The 22370-nt window shown below is 70.4% G+C and carries 17 protein-coding genes and 1 pseudogene; 9 read left to right on the top strand and 9 right to left on the bottom strand.

The annotated features are described in order from the left end of the window. From JOD31_RS15860 to JOD31_RS15845, 4 genes and pseudogenes are all read left to right on the top strand, one after another. Nucleotides 1-99 (top strand): annotated as a pseudogene (locus tag JOD31_RS15860) (succinate--CoA ligase subunit alpha); the annotation flags it as partial. Between the two features lie 150 nt (nucleotides 100-249). Continuing rightward, nucleotides 250-3204 (top strand): 2-oxoglutarate dehydrogenase E1 component, encoded by a 2955-nt coding sequence (locus JOD31_RS15855; RefSeq protein WP_204951383.1) that lies wholly within the window; start codon nucleotides 250-252, stop codon nucleotides 3202-3204. Nucleotides 3205-3286: 82 nt separating this feature from the next. Next, nucleotides 3287-4564, top strand: a complete 1278-nt coding sequence (gene odhB / locus JOD31_RS15850) for a 2-oxoglutarate dehydrogenase complex dihydrolipoyllysine-residue succinyltransferase (protein ID WP_204951382.1) — start codon at nucleotides 3287-3289, stop codon at nucleotides 4562-4564. Between the two features lie 360 nt (nucleotides 4565-4924). Continuing rightward, nucleotides 4925-5194: a hypothetical protein gene (locus JOD31_RS15845; protein ID WP_204951381.1), complete on the top strand. Its 270-nt coding sequence runs from the start codon at nucleotides 4925-4927 to the stop codon at nucleotides 5192-5194. A 109-nt stretch (nucleotides 5195-5303) separates the two neighbouring features. Here the strand turns inward: JOD31_RS15845 and JOD31_RS15840 are convergent, their stop codons facing one another. Further along, nucleotides 5304-5699: an SWIB/MDM2 domain-containing protein gene (locus JOD31_RS15840; protein WP_204951380.1), complete on the bottom strand. Its 396-nt coding sequence runs from the start codon at nucleotides 5697-5699 to the stop codon at nucleotides 5304-5306. Between the two features lie 179 nt (nucleotides 5700-5878). Here JOD31_RS15840 and lpdA point away from each other — a divergent pair, with 179 nt between their 5' ends. Next, complete coding sequence (gene lpdA / locus JOD31_RS15835) at nucleotides 5879-7279, top strand: dihydrolipoyl dehydrogenase (RefSeq protein WP_204951379.1); 1401 nt, start codon at nucleotides 5879-5881, stop codon at nucleotides 7277-7279. Between the two features lie 337 nt (nucleotides 7280-7616). Here the strand turns inward: lpdA and glyS are convergent, their stop codons facing one another. After that, nucleotides 7617-9809, bottom strand: coding sequence for a glycine--tRNA ligase subunit beta (gene glyS / locus JOD31_RS15830; RefSeq protein ID WP_204951378.1), 2193 nt, complete (start codon nucleotides 9807-9809; stop codon nucleotides 7617-7619). A gap of 259 nt (nucleotides 9810-10068) precedes the next feature. Between glyS and JOD31_RS19670 the strand changes: the two genes are divergently transcribed. Beyond that, a complete protein-coding gene (locus JOD31_RS19670; RefSeq protein ID WP_271206195.1) occupies nucleotides 10069-10197 on the top strand; it encodes a hypothetical protein in 129 nt (42 codons plus the stop codon). Between the two features lie 153 nt (nucleotides 10198-10350). Next, nucleotides 10351-11307, top strand: a complete 957-nt coding sequence (locus JOD31_RS15825) for a DMT family transporter (RefSeq protein WP_204951377.1) — start codon at nucleotides 10351-10353, stop codon at nucleotides 11305-11307. Nucleotides 11308-11371: 64 nt separating this feature from the next. Here JOD31_RS15825 and JOD31_RS15820 read toward each other — a convergent pair whose 3' ends face one another. Beyond that, nucleotides 11372-12163, bottom strand: a complete 792-nt coding sequence (locus tag JOD31_RS15820) for an SDR family NAD(P)-dependent oxidoreductase (RefSeq protein ID WP_204951376.1) — start codon at nucleotides 12161-12163, stop codon at nucleotides 11372-11374. Beyond that, nucleotides 12160-13476: a capsule polysaccharide biogenesis protein gene (locus JOD31_RS15815; protein ID WP_204951375.1), complete on the bottom strand. Its 1317-nt coding sequence runs from the start codon at nucleotides 13474-13476 to the stop codon at nucleotides 12160-12162. The genes JOD31_RS15820 and JOD31_RS15815 overlap by 4 nt, the downstream gene beginning before the upstream one ends. A gap of 257 nt (nucleotides 13477-13733) precedes the next feature. Here JOD31_RS15815 and JOD31_RS15810 point away from each other — a divergent pair, with 257 nt between their 5' ends. Beyond that, complete coding sequence (locus JOD31_RS15810; RefSeq protein WP_338100621.1) at nucleotides 13734-15248, top strand: capsular polysaccharide export protein, LipB/KpsS family; 1515 nt, start codon at nucleotides 13734-13736, stop codon at nucleotides 15246-15248. Further along, nucleotides 15245-16717, top strand: a complete 1473-nt coding sequence (locus JOD31_RS15805; RefSeq protein WP_204951374.1) for a sulfatase-like hydrolase/transferase — start codon at nucleotides 15245-15247, stop codon at nucleotides 16715-16717. The genes JOD31_RS15810 and JOD31_RS15805 overlap by 4 nt, the downstream gene beginning before the upstream one ends. Nucleotides 16718-16727: 10 nt before the next feature. Here the strand turns inward: JOD31_RS15805 and JOD31_RS15800 are convergent, their stop codons facing one another. From JOD31_RS15800 to bioB, 5 genes are all read right to left on the bottom strand, one after another. After that, nucleotides 16728-17714 carry a beta-ketoacyl-ACP synthase III gene (locus JOD31_RS15800; RefSeq protein ID WP_204951373.1) on the bottom strand — a complete coding sequence of 329 codons (987 nt, stop codon included), beginning with the start codon at nucleotides 17712-17714 and terminating at the stop codon, nucleotides 16728-16730. Next, complete coding sequence (locus JOD31_RS15795; RefSeq protein ID WP_204951372.1) at nucleotides 17711-18973, bottom strand: adenosylmethionine--8-amino-7-oxononanoate transaminase; 1263 nt, start codon at nucleotides 18971-18973, stop codon at nucleotides 17711-17713. The genes JOD31_RS15800 and JOD31_RS15795 overlap by 4 nt, the downstream gene beginning before the upstream one ends. 217 nt (nucleotides 18974-19190) lie before the next feature. Next, nucleotides 19191-19817 (bottom strand): dethiobiotin synthase, encoded by a 627-nt coding sequence (bioD, locus tag JOD31_RS15790; protein WP_204951371.1) that lies wholly within the window; start codon nucleotides 19815-19817, stop codon nucleotides 19191-19193. Further along, entirely contained in the window at nucleotides 19814-20950 is a 1137-nt protein-coding gene (locus tag JOD31_RS15785) for an 8-amino-7-oxononanoate synthase (protein WP_204951370.1), read from the bottom strand. Before JOD31_RS15785 ends, bioD begins: the two co-directional genes overlap by 4 nt. Beyond that, nucleotides 20947-21948: a biotin synthase BioB gene (bioB, locus tag JOD31_RS15780; RefSeq protein WP_204951369.1), complete on the bottom strand. Its 1002-nt coding sequence runs from the start codon at nucleotides 21946-21948 to the stop codon at nucleotides 20947-20949. The genes JOD31_RS15785 and bioB overlap by 4 nt, the downstream gene beginning before the upstream one ends. Nucleotides 21949-22370: the final 422 nt, after the last annotated feature.

Raw genomic sequence — 22370 nt, 5'->3', positions numbered from 1 at the left:
GCGGACGACAAGATCGCCGCCATGGAAGCCGCCGGCGTCCGGGTGAGCCCAAGCCCCGCACGGCTCGGAAAAACGCTCGTGGAATTGTTGAAGGGGTGAGGGCGGCGGCGCCGTTCTTGCTCGCTTAACCCCGGCGTCGGAATGACGCCACGATCAGAGTGCATTCGCGTTCCGGACGTTCAAAACTGAACCGTCGCCCCCATATGGACGCAAGGGGCGAGCTCCGAAATCAACGCAAGGTCTAATCCGATGTCACGCCAGGCGGCGAACGAGGCTTTCAACCGCACCTCCTTCCTCTGGGGCGGAAACGCCGCCTATATCGAGGACCTCCAGGCGCGCTACCAGAAGGACCCGTCCTCGGTCGACCCGCAGTGGCGGGCGTTCTTCGAGGATCTGGGCGACCCGTCGGACGCGGTGGAGACGGCTGCGGACGGCCCGTCCTGGGAGAAGCCGAACTGGCCGGTGCCGGCGAACGGCGAACTGGTCTCGGCGCTCGACGGCGACTGGGGCGCCGCCGAAATCGTCATCGGCGACAAGATCAAGGCGAAGTCCGAGGCCAAGGGCCAGGGGCTGACGCCGGAGCAGATCCGCGCCGCGACGCGGGACAGCACCCGCGCGCTGATGATGATCCGCGCCTACCGCATCCGCGGCCATCTCGCGGCCGACCTCGACCCGCTGAAGCTGGAGCCCCGCCCCGACCGCGAGGAGCTCGACCCCGCGTCCTACGGCTTCTCCGAGGGCGACCTCGACCGTAAGATCTTCATCGACTACGTGCTCGGGCTCGAGTTCGCGACCGTGCGCGAGATGCTCGCGATCCTGAAGCGCACCTATTGCTCGACGCTCGGCGTCGAGTTCATGCACATCTCCGAGCCCGCCGAGAAGGCGTGGATCCAGGAGCGCATCGAGGGGCCGGACAAGGGCGTCGCCTTCACCCCCGAGGGCAAGCGCGCGATCCTGACCAAGCTGGTCGAGGCCGAGGGCTTCGAGAAGTTCCTCGACGTCAAGTACACCGGCACCAAGCGCTTCGGCCTCGACGGCGGCGAGTCCATCGTCCCGGCGCTGGAGCAGATCATCAAGCGCGGCGGCGCGCTCGGCGTGCGCGAGATCGTGTTCGGCATGGCCCACCGCGGCCGCCTGAACATCCTGGCGCAGGTGCTCGGCAAGCCGCACCGCGCGATCTTCCACGAGTTCAAGGGCGGCTCCTGGACCCCCGAGGAGGTCGAGGGCTCCGGCGACGTCAAGTACCACCTCGGCGCCTCGTCCGACCGCGAGTTCGACGGCAACTCCGTCCACCTGTCGCTGACCGCCAACCCCTCGCATCTCGAGATCGTCGATCCGGTGGTGCTGGGCAAGGTGCGCGCCAAGCAGGACCAGTGGAAGGACGCCGACCGCACCAAGGTGCTGCCGCTGCTGATCCACGGCGACGCCGCCTTCGCGGGGCAGGGCGTGGTCGCGGAGTGCTTCGGCCTGTCGGGCCTGAAGGGCCACCGCACCGGCGGCTCAATCCACGTCATCATCAACAACCAGATCGGCTTCACCACCAGCCCGCGCTACGCGCGCTCGTCGCCCTATCCCTCGGACGTCGCCAAGACCATCGAGGCGCCGATCTTCCACGTGAACGGCGACGACCCGGAGGCCGTGACCTTCGCGGCCAAGATCGCGACCGAGTTCCGGCAGAAGTTCCACAAGCCGGTCGTCATCGACATCTTCTGCTACCGCCGCTTCGGCCACAACGAGGGCGACGAGCCGGCCTTCACGCAGCCGCGGATGTACAAGGTGATCCGCAGCCACCCGACCTCGCTCGAGATCTACTCCAAGCGGCTCGAGCAGGAGGGCGTGATCAAGGCCGGCGAGGTGGACGAGATCCGCGCCGGGTTCCGCGCGCGTCTCGAGGGCGAGTACGAGTCCGGCCAGGCCTACAAGCCGAACAAGGCCGACTGGCTCGACGGCCGCTGGTCCGGCATCAAGGCCTCCCGCGACGTCGATGACGCGCGCCGCGGCAAGACCGGCGTCGAGATCGACCGGCTGAAGGAGCTCGGCCAGAAGCTCACGACGCTGCCGGAGGGCTTCAAGGCCCACCGCACGATCCTGCGCCTGCTCGAGAACCGCCGGAAGATGACGGAGACCGGCGAGGGCATCGACTGGTCGATGGGCGAGGCGCTCGCCTTCGCCTCGCTGCTGGCCGACGGCAAGCCTGTCCGGCTCTCCGGTCAGGACGTGGAGCGCGGCACCTTCAGCCAGCGCCACTGCGTGCTGGTCGACCAGGAGACCGAGGACCGGGCCGTTCCGCTCAACGCGCTCTCGGACAACCAGGGCCGGTTCGAGGTCATCAACTCGATGCTCTCGGAAGAGGCGGTGCTCGGCTTCGAGTACGGCTACACGCTGGCCGAGCCCAACGCCTTGACGCTGTGGGAGGCGCAGTTCGGCGACTTCGCCAACGGCGCGCAGGTCATCGTCGACCAGTTCCTGTCGTCGGGCGAGCGCAAGTGGCTGCGCATGTCGGGCCTCGTCATGCTGCTGCCCCACGGCTACGAAGGCCAGGGCCCGGAGCACTCCTCCGCCCGGCTCGAGCGCTACCTGCAGATGTGCGCCGAGGACAACATGCAGGTCGCGAATTGCACGACGCCGGCGAACTACTTCCACATCCTGCGCCGCCAGCTCGTCCGCGACTTCCGCAAGCCGCTGATCTTGATGACGCCGAAGTCGCTGCTCCGCCACAAGCGGGCGGTGTCGCCGCTGTCGATGATGGAGGCGGGCACCTCGTTCCACCGCCTGCTGTGGGACGACGCGCAGATGAACCCGGGCTCTACGCTGGAGCTGAAGCCGGACGCCGAGATCCGCCGCGTCGTGCTGTGCTCCGGCAAGGTCTATTACGACCTGCTGGAGGAGCGCGAGAAGCGCGGGGTGGACGACGTCTACATCCTGCGCGTCGAGCAGCTCTATCCGTTCCCGGCCAAGGCGCTCGTCAACGAGCTGTCGCGCTTCAAGCAGGCCGAGGTGGTGTGGTGCCAGGAAGAGCCCAAGAACATGGGCTCCTGGTTCTTCGTCGAGACCTATATCGAGTGGGCGCTGAACACCGTGGGCGCGATGCACCGCCGCCCGCGCTACGCCGGCCGCCCGGCGTCCGCCGCGACGGCGACCGGCCTGATGTCGAAGCATCTGGCCCAGCTGCAGGCTTTCCTGAACGAGGCGCTGGGCGACTGACCGGCCGCCCGAACTGACCGCTGACTGAACGTTGAGAGCTGAAGCGGGACGGCGACGAGCGCCGGCCCCATGGGAGACTTCGATGGCGACCGAAATCCGCGTGCCGACGCTTGGCGAATCCGTGACCGAGGCCACCATCGGCCGGTGGTTCAAGAAGCCGGGCGAGGCGGTCGCCGTCGACGAGCCGATCGTCGAGCTCGAGACCGACAAGGTGACGCTGGAGGTTCCGGCGCCCGCCGCCGGCGTCCTCGGCGCGATCGAGGCGAACGAGGGCGACACCGTCGGCGTCGACGCGCTGCTGGGCTCGATCGAGGCCGGCGAGGGCGCGGCGCCCGCGCCGAAAGCCGAGGCGAAGCCGGCGGAGCCGGCCAAGGCGGCCGAGCCCGCGATCAAGGACAACGCCAACGAGACGAAGCCGCGCGAGGCCTCCAAGGAGGCTCCGAAGGCGAACGGCGGTCAGGCGCCCGCCGACGCCGGTCAGGCCCCGTCCGTGCGCCGCATCGGCGCCGAGAGCGGCGTCGACCCCGCAAGCGTGCAGGGCACCGGCAAGGACGGCCGCGTGACCAAGGGCGACATGCTGGTCGCGGTCGAAAGCGGGGCCAAGGCGCCCGCGCCGCAGCCCGCCGTTCAGGCCCGCGCCCCCTCCGCGCCGGACGACGCCTCCCGGGAAGAGCGGGTGAAGCTGACCAAGCTGCGCCAGACCATCGCCCGCCGCCTCAAGGACGCGCAGAACACCGCGGCCATGCTGACGACCTTCAACGAGGTCGACATGACGGAAGTCATGGCGCTGCGCGCGAAGTACAAGGACGTGTTCGAGAAGAAGCACGGCGTGAAGCTCGGCTTTATGGGCTTCTTCGTGAAGGCGGTGATCCAGGCGCTGAAGGATCTGCCGGCGGTCAACGCCGAGATCGACGGCAACGAGCTCGTCTACAAGAACTACTACCACGTCGGCATCGCGGTCGGCACCGAGAAGGGCCTCGTGGTGCCGGTGGTGCGCGACGCCGACGCGCTCGGCCTCGCCGGCATCGAGAAGAAGATCACCGACTTCGGCCGCCGCGCCCGCGACGGCAAGCTCGGCATCGAGGAGATGCAGGGCGGCACCTTCACGATCACCAACGGCGGCATCTACGGCTCGCTGATGTCGACCCCGATCCTGAACGCGCCGCAGTCCGGCATTCTCGGCATGCACAAGATCCAGGAGCGGCCGATGGCCGTCGGCGGCAAGATCGAGATCCGGCCGATGATGTATCTCGCGCTGAGCTACGACCACCGCGTGGTCGACGGCAAGGAGGCGGTCACCTTCCTCGTCCGCGTTAAGGAGAGCCTGGAAGACCCGTCGCGGCTGGTGATGGATCTCTGAAAGTCACCGCCCGTTGCAGCCGCCTCCGTCCTTCATAGGCTCCGATGAGCCCGCCTCGGAGCCATGGGACGAGGAGGAGGCGGAGCGGCTGCTCGGACAGTATGCGCTCGTCGGCGTAACGTGGGCCTTCGATGACGGCGATCTGTTCGGCCAGTATCATGGCCGGGTGGTCTCGGCGGACCCTGTCGCCGGAATCTCGATCGCGTGCGAGGGCCGTTGGAAAGGGGAAATGCTTGTGCTTCCCCCTGCAGTTGATTGGTTCGAGCCAGCGAAGCCTGGCGACTATCGGCTTCGTACGACTGGAGAAACCGTGACGAATCCCGACGTTCTCTCAACGTGGCGTATCGAGCGAGACGCCCAATGACGGAGAACCGCTCAGAAATCACGGCCGGAATCGCAGCGCGCAAGCAGACGGCGGATCGTCAATCCGTGATGGCGATCGTGGGCATGATCGTGATCGCCGGGTTTCTGACGATCCACCCCGGCGACCTCGACAAGACAGTCGCGGCCTTGTTGCCGATTCTGCCGTGGCTGGTTGGCCTGTCGGCGCTGATCGTCGTGGTCAATCGCTGGACGCTGGCGCTTCTCAGGCGGTCGTCGAAGCCGGCCGACGGCGCCCGAAAAGGCTGAGCGCGGGCGGGAGAGCGTGCGGATGCGACATCGATCCCTGAGAGCGCCTCGAATGTCAGGCTTTGGTCGAGGCCGCCAGCCGAGATGCGCCCGGCGGCCTCGCGGCGCCTCAGCTCAGGTGGGCGTTGAGGAACTTGTTCATCTCGAACATCGTCGCCTTCTTCTTCCCGAAAATCTTTTCGAGGTTGGCGTCGGCGAGGATTTCGCGGCCGTCATCGGGGTTCTGGAGCTTATGCTTCTTGATGTAGTCCCAGGTCTTGCTGACGACCTCGCTGCGGGGCAGCGGCTTGTCGCCGACGATGGCGGCGAGGTCCGCCGAGGGCTTCACCTCGACGCTGAGGGCGTTGGGCTTCTTCGCGGCGGACGACTTGGGCTTCTCCGCGGATTTGGCCTTGGCCGGAGCCTTCGGCTTCGCCGGACTCTTGGTCTCGGCCTTCGTCGCCGTGGTCTTGGCTGCAGTCGTCTTGGCTTCGGTCTTGGTCTCGGTCTTCTTGGCGGCCGCCATGTCGATGGTTCCTTCTTAGGGTGGAGGGCCCAGCGGCCGCGTGGTCGCCGCTTCGTGCGACTCAACCGCGACCGCCCCGAAGTCGTTCCCTTTTCAAGACGCGTCTTCGCGGCGCGCCGTTCTTCTCACGACGCGCCGCCTCGCGCGGCCTGACCCACGACCGCAAGCGAAAGAGACAGATGGCTTACGACCTCATCGTCATCGGCACCGGCCCCGGCGGCTATGTCTGCGCGATCCGCGCCGCGCAGCTCGGCCTCAAGGTGGCGGTGGTGGAGAAGCGCGCCACCCACGGCGGCACCTGCCTGAACGTGGGCTGCATCCCCTCCAAGGCGCTGCTGCACGCCTCCGAGCTGTTCGAGGAAGCGAGCCACAAGTTCGGCAAGATGGGCATCAAGGTGCCGGCGCCGGAGCTCGACCTGCCCGCCATGATGGCCTTCAAGGACGAGGGCGTGGACGGCAACACCAAGGGCGTCGCCTTCCTGCTGAAGAAGAACAAGATCGACGCCTTCCACGGGACGGGCAAGATTCTTGGGGCCGGCAAGGTTGAGGTGACGCCGGAGGAGGGCGCGGCCCAGACGCTGGAGACCAAGGCGATCGTGATCGCCACCGGATCGGACGTCGCGAAGCTCAAGGGCCTCGACATCGACGAGGAGACCATCGTGTCCTCGACCGGCGCGCTGACGCTGAAGACGGTCCCCGCCAAGATGATCGTCGTCGGCGGCGGCGTGATCGGGCTGGAGCTCGGCTCGGTGTGGCGGCGCCTCGGCGCCGAGGTCACCGTCGTCGAGTTTCTCGACCGCATCCTGCCCGGCATGGATTCCGACGTAGCCAAGCAGTTCCAGCGCCTGCTGGAGAAGCAGGGCGTGGCCTTCAAGCTCGGCTCCAAGGTTACGGGGGCCGAAAAGGCGGGCGAGGGGCTGAAGGTCACGGTGGAGCCGGCCAAGGGCGGCGAGGCGGCGACGCTGGAGGCGGACGTGGTGCTGGTCGCCATCGGCCGCGTGCCCTACACCGCGGGCCTCGGCCTCGAGGAGGCCGGCGTCGCCCTCGACGAGCGCGGCCGCGTGAAGACCGACGGCCACTTCAAGTCGAGCGTCGACGGGATCTACGCCATCGGCGACGTCATCGTCGGCCCGATGCTCGCCCACAAGGCCGAGGACGAGGGCATGGCGATCGCCGAGATCCTGGCGGGCAAGGCCGGCCACGTGAACTACGACGTGATCCCGAGCGTGGTCTACACCTACCCCGAGGTCGCCTCGGTGGGTAAGACCGAGGAGGAGCTGAAGGCCGCCAAGGTCGAGTACAAGGCCGGCAAGTTCCCCTTCACCGCCAACGGACGCGCCAAGGCGAACGCCACCACCGAGGGCTTCGTGAAGGTTCTGGCCGACGCCAGGACCGACCGGGTTCTGGGCGTCCACATCGTCGGCCCACGCGCCGGCGACCTGATCGCGGAGGCCGCGATCGCGATGGAGTTCGGCGCCTCGTCGGAAGACATCGCCCGCACCTGCCACGCGCACCCGACGCTGGCGGAGGCGGTGAAGGAAGCCGCGCTCGCCGTCGAAGGCCGCGCCATCCACATGTGAGGGGGAGGGGGCGCTCCGGCGCCCCGTCGCCTGTTTTCCGGATGAATCGCGGGCGATCCCTCCCTTGGGACAGGGGAGGGCAGCCTCGGCGCAGCCGAGGTCGGGTGGGGTGCGCTTTCGCAGAAGGCGCCTTTCGTCCTCTGCGCCCGACGCCCAAGGCCCCACCCGACCCCGGCCTCCCGGCCGGGGCCACCCTCCCCACGCTGGCGCGCGAGGAGGGATCCGCGCGTGTGATCGGTGGACCCTTTCCTCAGCTTCGCTGCGGACCATCCACGTCGAAGCCAAAGCTCCACGTCGCCGGCGGGTCCGCCGGTCAAGCCGGAGGACGCCGGAGCGCTCAGCCCGCGATGCGGTCGAAGTCGGCGACGGCGCGGACCGCGCGGCGGAGGCGCGCCAGCAGCTTCAGGCGGTTCGCCCGAAGGTCCGCCTCCGGCGCGTTGACCATGATCTGATCGAAGAAGGCGTCGACCTGCGGGCGCAGCTTCGCCAGCGCCGTGGTCGCGGCGGTGAAGTCCTCCCGCGCCAGCGCCTCGGTCGCCGCGGGCTCGGCGGCGTCGAGCGCCGCAGACAGGTCCCGCTCGGCGGGCTCGCTCAGCAGCCCGGCCTCGGGCGCCGCCTCGAACGTCCCCGCGCCGTCCTTCTTCTCCTCGGCCTTCAGGATGTTCGCCGCGCGGCGATACCCCGCGAGCAGGTTCTTGCCGTCCTCAGTCGCAAGCAAAGTCTCCAGCGCCTCGACCCGGCGGACGACGAGCACGAGGTCGTCGTTGGCGTCGCCGCCGGACGTGGCGCGGGTCACCCCTCCCCCTTGCGGGGAGGGGCCGGGGGTGGGGGTCGTCCCGGACCTGGCGCCCCGTTCGGAGCCACCCCCCTCCCTACCCTCCCCCGCAAGGGGGGAGGGGGAGCCCGCTGCGAACACCGCGTCGACGAGGTCGTGCCGCTTGCCCTGCTCGCGCAGCTGGACTTTTAGGCGATCGGCGAGGAAGGCGAGGAGATCGTCGCCAATCCCCGCCTTCGACGCGCCGTTGACCACGTCGAGAAGCCGCACCCGCAGCCCATTCTCCAGAATGATCCGCACCACCCCCAGCGCCGCGCGCCGCAGCGCATAGGGGTCCTTGCTGCCCGTGGGCTTCTCGTCGATCGCCCAGAAACCCACCAGCGTGTCGATCTTGTCGGCGAACGCGACGGCGATCGACACCGGCGCTGTCGGGATGCGGTCCGACGGTCCCTGCGGCTTGTAGTGCTCCTCCAGCGCCGCGGCGACTTCCGGGTCTTGGCCCTCGGCCGCCGCGTAGTAGCGGCCCATCAGGCCCTGCAGCTCCGGGAATTCGCCGACCATCTCGGTGACGAGGTCGGCTTTGGCGAGGCGGGCGGCGGTCTCCGCCTTCGCGGGGTCGGCGCCCACCAGCGGGGCGAGCTCCTTCGCCAGCCGCGCGACGCGCTCGACCCGCTCGTATTGCGTGCCGAGCTTGGCGTGGAAGGTGATGCTCTTGAGCTTCTCCAGCCGGTCCTCCAGCCGGACCTTCTTGTCCGTCTCCCAGAAGAAGCGGGCGTCGGAGAGGCGCGCGCGGACCACGCGCTCGTTGCCGTGGACGATGGCCTTGCCGCCGTCGCTGGCGTCGAGGTTCGCGACCAGGATGAAGCGGTTGGTGAGCCGGTCCGTCGCCGGGTCCTTCAGCACGAAGCACTTCTGGTTGGCGCGGATGGTGGCGCGGATCACCTCGTCCGGGACCTCGAGGAACTCCGGCTCGAACTGGCCCATCAGCACGACGGGCCACTCGACCAGCCCCGCCACCTCGTCGACCAGGCCCTCGTCCTCGACCAGCTCGAGGTTCTGCGCCTGGGCCAGCGTGCGGGCGTCGGCGCGGATGATGTCGCGGCGGCGCTCGGCGTCGAGCACCACGTGGGCCTTCTCCAGGCTCGCCACGTAGTCGTCGAAGCGGCGCACGCGGATCTCGCCCGGCGCGTGCACGCGGTGGCCGCGGGTGACGTCCCCCGACGCGATCCCGTCGATCTCGAAGCGGATGACCTCGGGCTCCTCCTGCGGCACGCCAAAGGTCGCGACGATCGAATGCAGCGGCCGCACCCAGCGCAGCGTTCCGGTCCCCCAGCGCATGGACTTCGGCCAGGGGAACGACCGCACGATCTCGGGGACGATCGCCGCGATCACGTCCGTGGTGGCCGCGCCGTGCTTGTGGATGCGGGCGACGTAGAAGTCGCCCTTGGGGTCCGCCTGCACCGTGGCCTGCTCGATCGAGGCGAGGCCGGCGGCCTTGAGAAAGCCCTCCAGCGCCTTTTCCGGCGCGCCCACGCGGGGACCCTTGCGCTCCTCGTGCCGGTCCGGCTGGCGGGCGGCGAGGCCGCCGACCACCAGCGTCAGCCGCCGCGGCGTCGCGAAGGCCTTGGCGCCCTCGTAGGTGAGGCCGCGCTCCACCAGCGCGTTGGTCACCAGCGCCTTCAGGTCGTCGGCCGCGCGGGCCTGCATGCGGGCGGGGATCTCTTCCGAGAACAGCTCAAGCAGAAGGTCGGGCATCTCGTCTCCGGGAGGAGGAGAGGGCAGGAGAAGGCGTCGCGCCGTCGATAGTCGAAAGCCGACCGCTACGCCAGAGACGAGGGCCCCACAGGCGCGTCCACGCCGCACGGCGGGCATGACGACCGGCGCGACCTAGGCCGTCGCCACGCGCGAAAGCGTGAATGCGGCGCCTGCGCTTTGGGCTTGGCGCGTCGCTGGGCAGTGGTAGCCTGATCGGGCCGCGGGCGATCCCGCCCGCTGTCTGACGAGGAGAGCGACGATGAAGACGTTGACCGCCACGCTGCTCGCCGTAGCCCTCGGCGTCGCCGTCGCGGCGCCGGCTTCGGCCGAGCCCTGCGCCCGCAAGAACACGACCGCGTCGACCCAGTCCAACCCCACCGGCACCTGACGCGCTCGAAGCTCCGACGCCTCACCCCTGCTCGAACGGCCCGAGTCCTCCGCCCGGGCCGTTTGCGTTTCAGCGCCGGCACAGGGCAGCCTTGCGCGGTCCGGCGTTTGCCGCCTCGCGCCCGCGTGATACCCGCGGGCGAGAGGTTCCCCGATGCCCACCACCACGCCCGCCGATCCCGAAGTCGTCACGACGCCGACGCGCGTCCGCGCCGCGGCGCCTTGGGGCGGTTACGCGCTCGCCGCGGCTGGCGCGATCCTGTTCTCCAGCAAGGGCGTCCTGATCAAGTTCGCCTATGCCGAGGGCGTCGACACCGAGACCCTGCTTGCGCTCCGCATGGGGCTGTCAGTGCCGGTCTATCTCGCGATCGGGCTGATGGCGGTGGCGCGGTCGGGACGGCCCGCGGCGCTCGACGGCCGCACGCTCGCGGCCTCGCTCGCCGTCGGTCTGCTCGGCTACTGGTTCGCGAGCTACGCCGACTTCCTCGGCCTCGCCTACATCTCAGCGCCGTTCGAGCGGCTGATCCTGTTCACCTATCCGCTGTTCACGGTGCTGCTCGGCGCGGCCTTCTTCGGCCAGCCGTTTCGCGTCAAGGCGCTGTTCGCCTTCGCGCTGAGCTACGCCGGCCTCGCGCTTGTCTTCACCAAGGACATGGAGGCGGCGGGCTTCGACGCCACGCGCGACGGCGCAGCGCTCGTCCTCGCATCGGCGCTCGCCTTCGCGCTCTACCAGCTGTTCGCCAAGGGCCAGATCGCCAGGCTCGGCCCCAAGCTCTTCACCTGCATCGCGATGACCGGCGCTGCGGCCGCGGCCATCCTGCAGTTCTTCGTGGTCCGCGATCTCGGCGTGCTGTCGACGCTCACCACGAAGGCGTGGGTCTACGCCGCGATGATCGCGGTGCTGAGCACCATCCTGCCGAGTTTCCTGCTCTCGGCCGCGCTGCACCGGATTTCCGCGCAGGCCAACGCCGCCATCGGCACGGTCAGCCCGATCGCGACGCTGGTGCTCGCGGCGCTGTTCCTCGGGGAGCGGGTGACGGCGATCGATCTCGCCGGCGCCGCGCTGGTGCTCGCCGGCGTCGGCTGGTTCACGTGGGCGGAGCGGCGCTGAAGCGCGTCGGCTTCCGGCGTCTCACCCGGTCGATCCGGGCGCATGCCGACCCGACGTCCGCGCCTCACATGTGCCGGTCTGGCTCGATCGTCACCGGCACCCGCGACAGCACGAAGCGCGAGACCTTGCGAGGCAGCAGGTTCGACAGGCGGATCAGCGCAACCATCGCCCAGGGGAAGGCGATCATCTCCCGGCGCTTCGCGACTCTCCCCCTGATCAGCTCCGCCGCGGCGTCGGCCGACATTTCGAGCGGCTTCGGGCCGAGGTAGCGCTGGCTCATGTCGCTGGTGACGAAGCCGGGGCACACCACCGACACGCCGACGCCCGAGGGGGCGAGATAGTCCGCCAGGGCCCGTCCCCAGACCAGCACGCCAGCCTTGGAGGCGGAGTAGGCCGCGGTGTCGCCGATCGGCTGCAGCGCGGCGAGCGAGCTCATCAGCACAATCTGCCCGGAGCGGCGGCCGCGCATGGGGTCGATCAGCGGCGTCACGGTCGCGATTGCGCCCTCAAGGTTGACGCGAATCTGGCGCTGGGCGGTCTCGAACGGCTCGGCGGAGCGGTTCGGCCCCAGCCCGCCGGAGACGCCGGCGTTGGCGATGACGAGATCGACCGGCCGGCGCGCGTCGAAGGCGAGAAGCGCCTCCGCCAAGGCCCCGGCGTCCGACACGTCCAGCGCCGCGATCTCCACCTCGGCGCCCTTCGCCCGCGCCTCCGAGGCCGTGCGCTCCAGCGTCGCAGCGGTCCGCCCGATCAGCAGCAGCGTCGCGCCGGGGCGCGCGTAGGCGCGGGCGAGGGCGGCGCCGATGCCGCGGCCTGCGCCCGTGACAACGATCGAGTTCGGGGCCGGAGCGCTCACTCGCCGGGCAGGGCCGCGCCCGCCTCGCCATAGGCGCCCGTCGGACGCCATCCCGACGCGAACGGCGCGGACCGCGAGGGCGCGGTCTCGATCAGCCGCTCGACCGCGTTGGCGACGCCGATCTCGATCGCCTGTTCCGCGTAGAACCCGCCGTTCAGCAGGGTGCGTGCGAAGACCACGCGGCGGAAGGCGTCGACAAGGGACATGTCGGGATGCGTCGGCTCGGTCCAGAAGGCGTCGAGATCGCCCTGATGGCTCAGGCCCTCCATGCCGTAGATCGCCTGTCCGAGGGCCATCAGCGGCTTGCCCTGGATCAGCGCCTCGGTGCCGATGGTGCTGTTCACGACCACGACGCCGGAGGAGGCGGCGATGAGGTCGCGCCCGTCGCCGCCGTCGATGAAGAGCAGCCGGTCGCCGAGGCCGAGGCGGTCGGCGGTGGCCTGGGTGATCTTGCGGCGATTGACGAGGCCGTTGTCGAGCGGGTGCAGCTTCACCACCAGCCTGGCGTCGGAAGGCGCATGGGCCGCGAAGGACTCGGCGACGAGATCGACCACCTCGGTCATGAGCGTGAAGCGGGAGTGCAGCCGGATCTGGTAGTCGCTGTCGAGTTGCAGCGGCAGCAGGAAGAACGGCGCGCCGTCCGCCTTCAGCGCGGCGATCACGGCCTCCGCGGCGGAGGTCTCGGTCTTGCGGCGCGCGAGCCTGCGGATCCAGCTGGCGTATTCGACGACCGGATGGTGCGGCCGGTAGCGGCGGTAGCCGGGGTAGAGATAGGGGAAGAGCACGTGGGCGAAGTTGTAGGTCACGTCCCAGACCGTGCGGGCGCCCATATCGCCGAAGATCGGCTGCGGCTTCGGCGGCTCCGGCAGGCCGCGGGCGAGGTCGCGCACGACGCCCGGATCGCGCGGCAGGGTGGAGTAGCCGTTGACGCCGTTGGCCTCGACCGTGATCCAGTCGGGGCGGAAGTAGCCTTCCTCGAACACATGCGCCTGCACCCCGCGCAGTTGCGCGACTCCAATGGCGATGCGGTGATACGGGCGGCCGTCGCCGAACAGCACGAGGTCGGTGACGCCGCGCTCCTCGATGAAGGCCGCGAGAAAGCGCCGCCAGTTCTGAAAGCTGCCGCGGTAGTCGGTGGCGCCCGGAAGGTTCCAGAACAGCCGGTCGCCCAGGTTGAGATTGATGCGTTCGACGCCGTAGCCCTGCCGCTTCAGCGTGCGCCCGAGGCGACGGAAGAAGGGAGACGCCAGGCCCTGAAGGAACAGAAACGTCCGGGTCGGCCGGCTGGACCGGTCGCCTTTTCCGTCGCTCATCGTGCGCCAACCGGCGCGCCCCGCCTTCGCGGATCGCGCCGTCCCTGTCATGCCCCCGTCCGGACGATGCTGCAGCTGCGAAGCAGCGGCATCGACGTGGCGTCTTCTTTGGGCATTGCGCCGCGCGCGGCAGGCCGCTAGCGCTGACGTAAAGCTCGACCCAAGAAAGCCTCGGACACCTTTAGTTGAACCACACGCCCGGCTGCGTCGCAATCATTTCCAACCGTTTGCGGTCGCGCGCCGCAGACGTCGCGGCCGTGACGGGCCTCGCCGTCTCATCGGGGAACACGGAAAATGCGCCGCTCGCAGCGGTGATCACGACGCTGGGCGACCCCCTCGAAGGCGAGGCGGAAACTCTCGCAAATGCGAGAAACCTGAAGCTCTTGCGCCTCGCGCCGCATCCGCTGGCCCTGGCCGCGCTCGACGCCGCGCGCCGGCCTCTCGGCTACCGTCTGGTCGGCGCCGCCGCAGCCGAGCCGCCCGCCGTCGACGGCGAGGTCGACCGGAGCGCGCTGGTCGCCGCAATGTCGGAGCTGCTCGCGCTCGCGGGCCCCGGAGAGCTGCGACTCGCGGCGGGCTTCGATCCTGCGGACCCTGAATTGGTCTGGCTTTGTCCCTACGACCGCACCCGGATCACGCCGTCGCGCGGGCTCGAGATCGCGGCGGACGTGCTGCGCCACCGGGCGCGGACGGCGCGGCGCTCATTCGGCGTGGGGATCACGCGCTGGAAGCGGCCGACCGTCGCGGGCTTTCTCGCCGGCCCCAACGGCGCGCCGGTCTTCGCCGGATCGGCGGCGGAGGCCGCCCGCGGCGCGGCCCAGGCGCATGGCCGCGTCGTCGCCTGGGCCTCGCGGCGGACGGACGCCGCGGAGGCGGCGGCGCGGGCCGCCGGCGCGCCCTTCGCCCGGCTGGAGGACGGCTTCCTGCGTTCGGTCGGGCTCGGCTCCGCCTTCGTCGCGGCGCTGTCGCTCGTGCTCGACGAGAGCGGCGTCTACTACGACCCCTCCGCCCCGAGCGACCTCGAGACCCTGCTGCGCGAGGCCGACATTCCCGCGGCGATGATCGCCCGCGCCGCGCGTCTCCGGGCGCGCCTCGTGGCCGAGGAGGTGACCAAGTACAACGTCGGCGTGGCGTCGCCCCGCGTCGTGCCGGCGGGCCGGTTCGGCGTGCTCGTGCCGGGGCAGGTCGAGGACGACGCCTCGATCGTGAAGGGCGCCGGCGCTGTGCGCACCAACCTCGGGCTGCTGAAGGCGGCCCGCGCCCGCAGGCCCGACGCTTTCCTGATCTACAAGCCGCATCCGGACGTGGTCGCGGGCTACCGCGTGGGCGCGGTGGCGGACGGTGATCTCGCCGGCCTCGCCGACGCGGTCGTGACCGACGGTTCGATCGCCGCGCTCTATCCCCAATGCCGCGCCGTCGAGACCATGACCTCGCTCTCCGGCTTCGAGGCGCTGTTGCGCGGGCTCGAGGTCACGACCCACGGCCAGCCGTTCTACGCCGGCTGGGGCCTCACCGAGGATCTCGCCCCCCACCCCCGCCGCGGCCGCGCCCGGAGCCTCGACGAGCTGGTGGCGGCGACGCTGATCCTCTATCCGCTCTACCGCGATCCCGGCGCCGGGCTTCCCTGCGGGCCGGAGCGTGCGCTCGACGTCATCGCGCGGCGCCGGGCCGTCGCCTCCACCCCCGCGGGACGGCGGGCCGCAAAACTCCGTCACCTCTATGCGATGACCCGGCATGTCGTGCTTGGCCCGATCGGGCGGCTGCTCAGATGATCGCCACGGTCGCCGCCTTCGTGCTGTCCTTCGTCGTCTCGCTCGCGCTCGAGACGCTGCCGCCGTCGACCCAGGCGATGCGGGCGCCATGGCGGGTTGTTACCCTCAGGTTAACCTTGCATGTCGTTGCGTTCGCCCTCGCGTTCGCAGTGTCGTGGCGGCCGTGGCACGCGGCGCTCGTGGTCTGCGTCGCCACCTTCCTCGCCGCCGCCGGCAGCGGCATGAAGCGCAACATCCTCGGCGAGCCCCTGACCTTCTCGGACGGGGCGCTGGTGCGGAACGCGATCCGGCACCCCAGGCTCTACTACGCCGAGAAGCTGGCCGAGCCCCGCGCGCTCGTCGTGTTCGCCGTGCTGATCGTGGCCACCACGCTGTGGTTCTCGGTCGAACCCTCGGTGTTTCCCTCAGGCGGATCGTTCATTCTCTTGGGGCTTCCGCCCGCAATCGCACTTTCGGCCTTCGCTCTCCTGCGCCTCGCGGCGGCGGGCCGCTTCGCCCAAGGGGTCGTCGAACTGCCCGCGGATCCGAACCGCGACGTCGCCCGTTTCGGCCTGGTTTCGACCCTGATCCTGCACGCGCTCGCCTGGCGCTCCATGGCGCGCCCAAGCCCGGCGGCGGCCGTCGCCGCGGCTGCCCTGCCGACGCCCCGGCACCCGAAGGCGGGGCCGGCCGTCATCGTCGCGATCCAGATCGAGAGCTTCGTCGACCTCGCCGCCCGCGGCGTCGCCGGGCCTCGTCTTCCGGCCTTCGAACGCCTGAAAAATGAGGCGATCTGCTGGGGGCGCTGTCGCGTTCCGGCCGAGGGCGCCTACACCATGCGGAGCGAGTTCGGCTTCCTCACCGGGTTTCCCTCGGACGTCCTCGGCCTCGACGCCTTCGACCCCTACCTCACGGTTCCGCACTACGCCGCCCGTGCGATCCCGCGCCTGTTCCTGGCGTCCGGCCGCCGCACCACGTTCCTCCACCCCTACGACCGCCGCTTCTTCGACCGTGAGACGCTCGTCCCCCAGCTCGGCTTCCAGCGCTTCATCGACGGCGAGGCCTTCACGAACGCCGAGCGCTGCGGCCCCTACGTCGCCGACGTCGCCGTCGCCGCCGCCATCGCCGCCGAAGTCGCCGGCGCGCGGGAGCCGCTGTTCCTGTTCGTGGTGACGATCGAGAACCACGGCCCCTGGGGGCCGGGACGGCTGCCGGAGACCGACGATCCGGCGAAGCAGTACGCCCGTCATCTCGTCAACGCCGACCGCATGATCGCGCGGGTCGCCGAAGCCCTCGTCGACGTTCCCGGCGGCGCCGCGCTCTGCCTCTACGGCGATCACGCCCCCGCCCGCACCCTGCACCCGGGCCTGCCCGACCGCGGGATGACGGACTACCTGCTGTGGAGCACGCGGGAGAAGCCGGCGTCGCCGGCCGCGCGCGAGGACATCGCGGTGGACGAACTCGGCCGCAGGCTGCTGACGCTGGGGTGAGGATCCGCCCTCAAGCCCTGAGCACGAGCGCGCCGCCGGTCAGGCCCGCGCCCGCCGCCGTCAGCAGCAGGGTCTCGCCGGGCGCGATCGGGCGCGCCTCGTGGGCGAGGGCGAGCGACAGGGGAATGGTCGCGGCCGAGGAGTTGCCGAAGGCGGCGATGGTCGAGACCATGGCGGCGTCGCGAACCCCAAGCTTCGCCCCCACCGCCGAGAAGATGCGCGCGTTGGCCTGATGGGGCACGAAGCGGTCGATCGCCTCGGCGGCGAGGCCCGCCTCCGCCAGCGCTTCGCCCGAGCAGGCCGTCATCAGCCGCACGGCGTCCGCGAACAGGCCGCGGCCGTCGGCGATGGTCATCCGCGTGTCCTCGATCGGCATGCCCTCGGCATAGGGCAGGCTGCTGCCGCCGCCCGGGATGCCGACGAGCCCGTAGCCCGCGCCGTCGGAGGCGAGCGACAGGCCCAGCACGCCGCGGTCCGGGTCGTCGGAGGGCGCGACCACGACCGCGCCGGCGGCGTCGGCGAACAGCACGGCGCTGCCGCGCTCTGCAAAATTGATGCGTCGGCTGAGCAGGTTGGCGGCGATGACAAGCGCTGGCCGGCCATGGGCGCGGACATGGGACACGGCCAACGCGAGCGCATAGAGAAAGCCCGCGCAGGCGCCCGCGAGGTCGACCGCGCCGGAGCGGGTCAGTCCCAGCCGATGCGCCACCAGCGGTCCGGTCGGCGGCAGCAACTGGTCGGGCGTGGAGGTCGCGAGCAGGGTGAGGCCGATCGCGGCCCGGTCGATCCCGCAGCCCGCCAACGCGCGGTCGCCGGCCTCGACCGCGAGCCCCGAGAGCGTCTCGCCCTCGACCGCCCAGCGCCGCTCGCGGATGCCGGTGCGGCGCTCGATCCAGCCGTCGTCGAGGCCGAGCGTCGCCTCGATCTCGGCGTTCGCCACCCGCCGCGCTGGCGCGGCCCAGCCGAAGCCGGCGAGGCGGGTTCCCCGGGCTTTCATCGCGGATCGCCCATCAGCCCCGCGGCCTCCTCGAAGGCGTCGTAAAGCCGGTCGAGCTCGGTCTCGGTCACGCAGTAGGGCGGCATCAGGTAGAGCGCCTCGCCGAGCGGCCGCACCAGCAGCCCGCGGTCGAGGAAGAAGCTCCGAAGCGTCAGCCCGATCTCGGCGAGATAGCCCGTGTCCGGCGCCACGAGATCGACCGCGGCGATCGTGCCGCAGACCCTCGGGTTTGCGAACCGCGGATCGCCCTCGAACCGCGCGATCCTCTTGGACTGCGCCGCCCCCAGCGCCGCGATCCGCGCCCGCACCGGTTCGTCGCGCCAGACCTCGAGATTGGCGACCGCCGCCGCGCAGGCGATCGGGTTCGCGGTGTAGGACGAGGAGTGGAAGAAGGTCTTGGAGCGGTCGGTCGACAGATGCGCCTCGAAGATCTCGGCTGTCGCAAGCGTCGCCGCGAGCGGCACCGCGCCGCCGGTCAGCCCCTTTGAGGTGCAGAGGATGTCAGGGGACAGCCCGGCCTGCTCGCAGGCGAACAGCGAGCCGGTGCGGCCCCAGCCCGTCATCACCTCGTCGGCGATCACCAGCGCGCCGGCCTCGCGGGCGATGCGGCCGAGCTCCGTCAGCACCGAGGGCGGGTACATCCGCATGCCGCCAGCGCCCAGCACCAGCGGCTCGACGATCAGCGCCGCGACTCCGCCGGCGCGGGCGATCTGCTCCAGCCGGTCGAGCGTCGCCTGCTCGCGGCCGAGCGCCGGAAAGGGCAGGCGGGCGACGTCGAACAGCAGCGGCTCGTAGGCCGCGTTGAACACGCCGCGCTCGCCGACGCTCATCGTGCCGATGGTGTCGCCGTGGTAGGCGCCCTCCAGCGCGACGATGGTCGTGCGTTTTTCGCCGCGGTTGGCGAAGGCGCCCAGCGCCATCTTGAGCGCGACCTCGACCGCGGTGGAGCCGGAGTCGGAGTAGAACACATGCGCGAGGCCCGCTGGCGCGATAGCGACCAGCTCCCGCGCCAGCCGCTCCGCCGGCTCGTGCGTCACCGTGGCGAAGATCATCTGGTCGAGGCTCTCGGTCGCCTCGCGGATCGCCGCCATGATGCGGGGGTGGCGATGGCCATGGGTCGTCACCCACCACGACGAGATCGCGTCGAGCAGCGCCCGTCCGTCGGAGGTGTGAAGATAGGCGCCCTCGGCGCGGACGATCACCGGCGGATCGGGCTCGACCGCGTGCTGGAAGAACGGACGCCAGACAGGGGAGGTCATGGTTGCAGCGCCCGAGCTCGGCCCCGTCGGCGCAAAATGAATCGCGTCGTCGTGGTCCCCCTCTCCCCTTGCGGGAGAGGGTAAGGGTGAGGGGTCGTCCGGGACATCCTGGCGATCGACAGGTTTTGCGCTGGGGCGGGTGTCCCGGACGACCCCTCATCCGGCGCTCCGCGCCACCTTCTCCCGCAAGGGGAGAAGGGAAAGAAAAGCGCGCGTGTCACGACGTGAGATCCTTGACGTCGAACGCCGCCGCGAAAGCCTCAGCCAGCGCCTCCGGCGTCAGCGGATCGAACCGCGGCAACCGGCCCAGCACCTTCTCGCCGGAGAAGGCGGCGATCGTCGCGATGGAGTCGGGGTGGTCGTCGCCCACGAAGGCGACGCCCAGCGCCGTGATGCCGCGAGCGCGCAAAGCCTCCAGCGACAGCAGCGTGTGGTTGATCGTGCCAAGGCCCGTGCGCGCCACCAGCACGACTGGAAAACCCCAGCGGGCGAACAGGTCGATGGTCAGCACGGAGCGGGTCAGCGGCACGAGCAGGCCGCCGGCCCCCTCGATCACCAGCGGGCCGTCGACGTCAGGCGGCGTTAGGCTGTCGACGTCGATCGCGACGCCGTCGATCTCTGCGGCGACGTGCGGGGAGGCGGGCGTCTTGAGGCGGTAGGCCTCAGGGAGGACGCGCTCCGGCGAAAGCCCCGCGAGCGCAACGACCGAGGCGCTGTCGGTCGCCTCGTCGAGCCCGGCCTGCACCGGCTTCCAGTAGCGCGCGCCGAGCGCGCGCGTGAGCGCCGCCGCGAACACGGTCTTGCCGACGCCGGTGTCGGTTCCGGTGACGACGATCGGCCTCATGCCGCAGCGGCCGTCAGGGCCTCGGCGATGGCGTCGATCAGGGCGGCGACCTCGTCCTCGGAGACGTTCAAAGTGAGCGAGATCCGCAGCCGCGCCGTGCCGTCCGGCACCGTCGGCGGACGGATGGCGCGGCAGTCGAAGCCCAAGGCCTGAAGGCGCTTCGCGGCCTCCGCGGCGCGGGCGTTGAGGCCGAGGATCACCGGCTGGATCTGCGTGCCCGTGGGCGCGACGCCGAGGCGCCCGAGCCGTTCGGTCGCGACCGCGATGCGCGCTTTCAGGGCCACGCGCCGCTCGGGCTCCTCGGCGACGATCCTGAGGCTCTCCCGCACCGCCGCGGCCATCAGCGGGGAGGGGGCGGTGGCGTAGATGAAGGGTTTTGCGCGGTTGACGAGGAAGTCGACGATCGCGGCGGGGCCGGTGACCAGCGCGCCGGAAGCGCCCAGCGCCTTGCCGCAGGTGTGCACCGAGATCAGCGTCTCGCGGCCCTCGAAGGCCTCGCCCAGGCCGCGGCCGGACGCCCCGAACACGCCGGTGGCGTGGGCCTCGTCCAGCAGCAGGAATCCGTCGTGGGCCTCCGCGATCGCCAGCAGGTCGGCGACCGGGGCCGTGTCTCCGTCCATGGAGTAGAGGCTTTCCGCCGCGATCCAGGGCGTTCCCCGCCCGCCGTCGGCGCGCCAGGCGCCGATGGCGTCCTCGAAGCTCTGCGCGTCGTTGTGGCCGGCCGCGGCCACGTCGGCCTTGGTGGACTTCAGCCCCTCGTGGACGCTGGCGTGCACCAGCGCGTCATGGACGACGAGATCGCCGCGCTGGGGGAGCGCCGCGACCAGCGCGACGTTCGCCGCGTAGCCCGCGCCGAAGTAGAGCGCGCGCTCCGCTCCGAAGAACGCGGCCGCTTCCGCCTCCAGCGCCTCGTGCTCCGGGTGGTTGCCGCGCAGCAGACGGGAGCCGGCCGCGCCGACGGGAACGCCGCGGGCGGCGGCCTCAGCCACAGCTTTCGCCAGCCGCGGCGAAGCGGCGAGGCCGAGATAGTCGTTGGAGGCGAAGTCGAGGCCTGCGCGCGGGATCAGCCGGCGCCGCTGGCTGCGCCGTTCGAGGCCGGCGAGCGCGGCCTCGAAGCGGGCGAGCCGGCTCACTCGGACGCGTCCAGCGCCTCCGGCTGGATCCCGAGGCGGCGGAACAGCGCGGCGTCGTGATCCTCGCCGGGGTTGTCGGCGGTCAGCAGCGTCTCGCCCACGAAGATCGAGTTCGCGCCGGCGAGGAAGCACAGCGCCTGGGTCTCGTCCGACATGTCGGTGCGGCCGGCGGAAAGCCGCACGTGGCTCGTCGGCATCATGATGCGGGCGAGCGCGATGGTGCGCACGAAGTCGATTGGGTTGATCGGCGCCGCGTTCTCGAGCTTGGTGCCGGGGATCGGGATCAGCATGTTGATCGGCACGCTCTCGGGCGCCTCGGGCAGGTTCGCCAGCGTGACCAGCATGTCGACCCGGTCGTCCGCGGTCTCCCCCATGCCCAGGATGCCGCCGGCGCAGACCTTCATGCCCGCCTGGCGCACGTTGTCCAGCGTCTCCAGCCGGTCGGCGAAGGTGCGGGTGGTGATCACCTCGGCGTAGTAGCGCTCGGAGGTGTCGATGTTGTGGTTGTAGTAGTCGAGGCCGGCGTCCTTCAGGCGGATGGCCTGCTCCGGCGACAGCATGCCGAGCGTCATGCAGGTCTCCATGCCGAGACCCTTCACGCCCTCGACCATGGCGAGCACCATGTCCATGTCGCGCTCTTTCGGGCTCCGCCAGGCGGCGCCCATGCAGTAGCGCGTGGCGCCGCCGTCCTTGGCCTTCTTCGCCTCGTCGATCACCCGCTCGACCTCCATCAGCTTGGAGGCGGAGAGCTTCTGGCCCGGCATGCGGGCGGACTGGCTGCAGTAGCCGCAGTCCTCAGGGCAGCCGCCGGTCTTGATCGACAGCAGCCGCGACATCTGCACCGCGTTGGGATCGAAGTGGCGGCGGTGCACGGTCTGGGCCTGGAACAACAGGTCCGCGAACGGCTGCTCGTAGATCCGTTTCGCCTCCAGCCGCGTCCACAACGCCTTGAGATGCGTGGGGGAGGAAGTCGTCGCCGTTGAATTCGGAAGCGCCATCGCCGCTCGTCCGCTCCGTGACCGCAGTGCAATACAGCCCCTTCGATACACGCATCGACCGGCCGTGGAAACGCCCTCCGAACGACGAAGACCCGGACGCGAGGTCCGTCGGAGGCGCACGCTTGGGGCGCGTCGCCCGATCGTCGCCGCCGATCTGTCGCAAATGCGCCACAGCGGCGTACGCGGTCGGCGCATCGGTTTTGGGACGGGCGTTCAAGCGATCATGCGGTCGTCGCCGACCGAAATCGAAGCTCCGACCAATCTCGCGTGGCCGGCCTCCATGATCCAGCGCTCTATTGTTCGTCTTAGGATCGTCTGCTCGTTATCGCAGTGAGGTCGCCTATCGGAAAGGACAAATACACAAAGGCGCGAGAAACGTACAGATACAATATATACCTAAAAATCAGCCCGAAATACTAGGG

The organism is Methylopila capsulata (assembly GCF_016907975.1).
GTDB lineage: Bacteria > Pseudomonadota > Alphaproteobacteria > Rhizobiales > Methylopilaceae > Methylopila > Methylopila capsulata.
This window is presented reverse-complemented; position numbering and strand designations above follow the sequence as displayed.

Coding starts and splice junctions, on each gene's coding strand:
- JOD31_RS15855 (WP_204951383.1), top strand. CDS start 250: ATGTCACGCCAGGCGGCGAACGAGGCTTTCAACCGCACCTCCTTCCTC.
- odhB (WP_204951382.1), top strand. CDS start 3,287: ATGGCGACCGAAATCCGCGTGCCGACGCTTGGCGAATCCGTGACCGAG.
- JOD31_RS15845 (WP_204951381.1), top strand. CDS start 4,925: ATGACGGAGAACCGCTCAGAAATCACGGCCGGAATCGCAGCGCGCAAG.
- JOD31_RS15840 (WP_204951380.1), bottom strand. CDS start 5,699: ATGGCGGCCGCCAAGAAGACCGAGACCAAGACCGAAGCCAAGACGACT.
- lpdA (WP_204951379.1), top strand. CDS start 5,879: ATGGCTTACGACCTCATCGTCATCGGCACCGGCCCCGGCGGCTATGTC.
- glyS (WP_204951378.1), bottom strand. CDS start 9,809: ATGCCCGACCTTCTGCTTGAGCTGTTCTCGGAAGAGATCCCCGCCCGC.
- JOD31_RS19670 (WP_271206195.1), top strand. CDS start 10,069: ATGAAGACGTTGACCGCCACGCTGCTCGCCGTAGCCCTCGGCGTCGCC.
- JOD31_RS15825 (WP_204951377.1), top strand. CDS start 10,351: ATGCCCACCACCACGCCCGCCGATCCCGAAGTCGTCACGACGCCGACG.
- JOD31_RS15815 (WP_204951375.1), bottom strand. CDS start 13,476: ATGAGCGACGGAAAAGGCGACCGGTCCAGCCGGCCGACCCGGACGTTT.
- JOD31_RS15805 (WP_204951374.1), top strand. CDS start 15,245: ATGATCGCCACGGTCGCCGCCTTCGTGCTGTCCTTCGTCGTCTCGCTC.
- JOD31_RS15800 (WP_204951373.1), bottom strand. CDS start 17,714: ATGAAAGCCCGGGGAACCCGCCTCGCCGGCTTCGGCTGGGCCGCGCCA.
- JOD31_RS15795 (WP_204951372.1), bottom strand. CDS start 18,973: ATGACCTCCCCTGTCTGGCGTCCGTTCTTCCAGCACGCGGTCGAGCCC.
- bioD (WP_204951371.1), bottom strand. CDS start 19,817: ATGAGGCCGATCGTCGTCACCGGAACCGACACCGGCGTCGGCAAGACC.
- bioB (WP_204951369.1), bottom strand. CDS start 21,948: ATGGCGCTTCCGAATTCAACGGCGACGACTTCCTCCCCCACGCATCTC.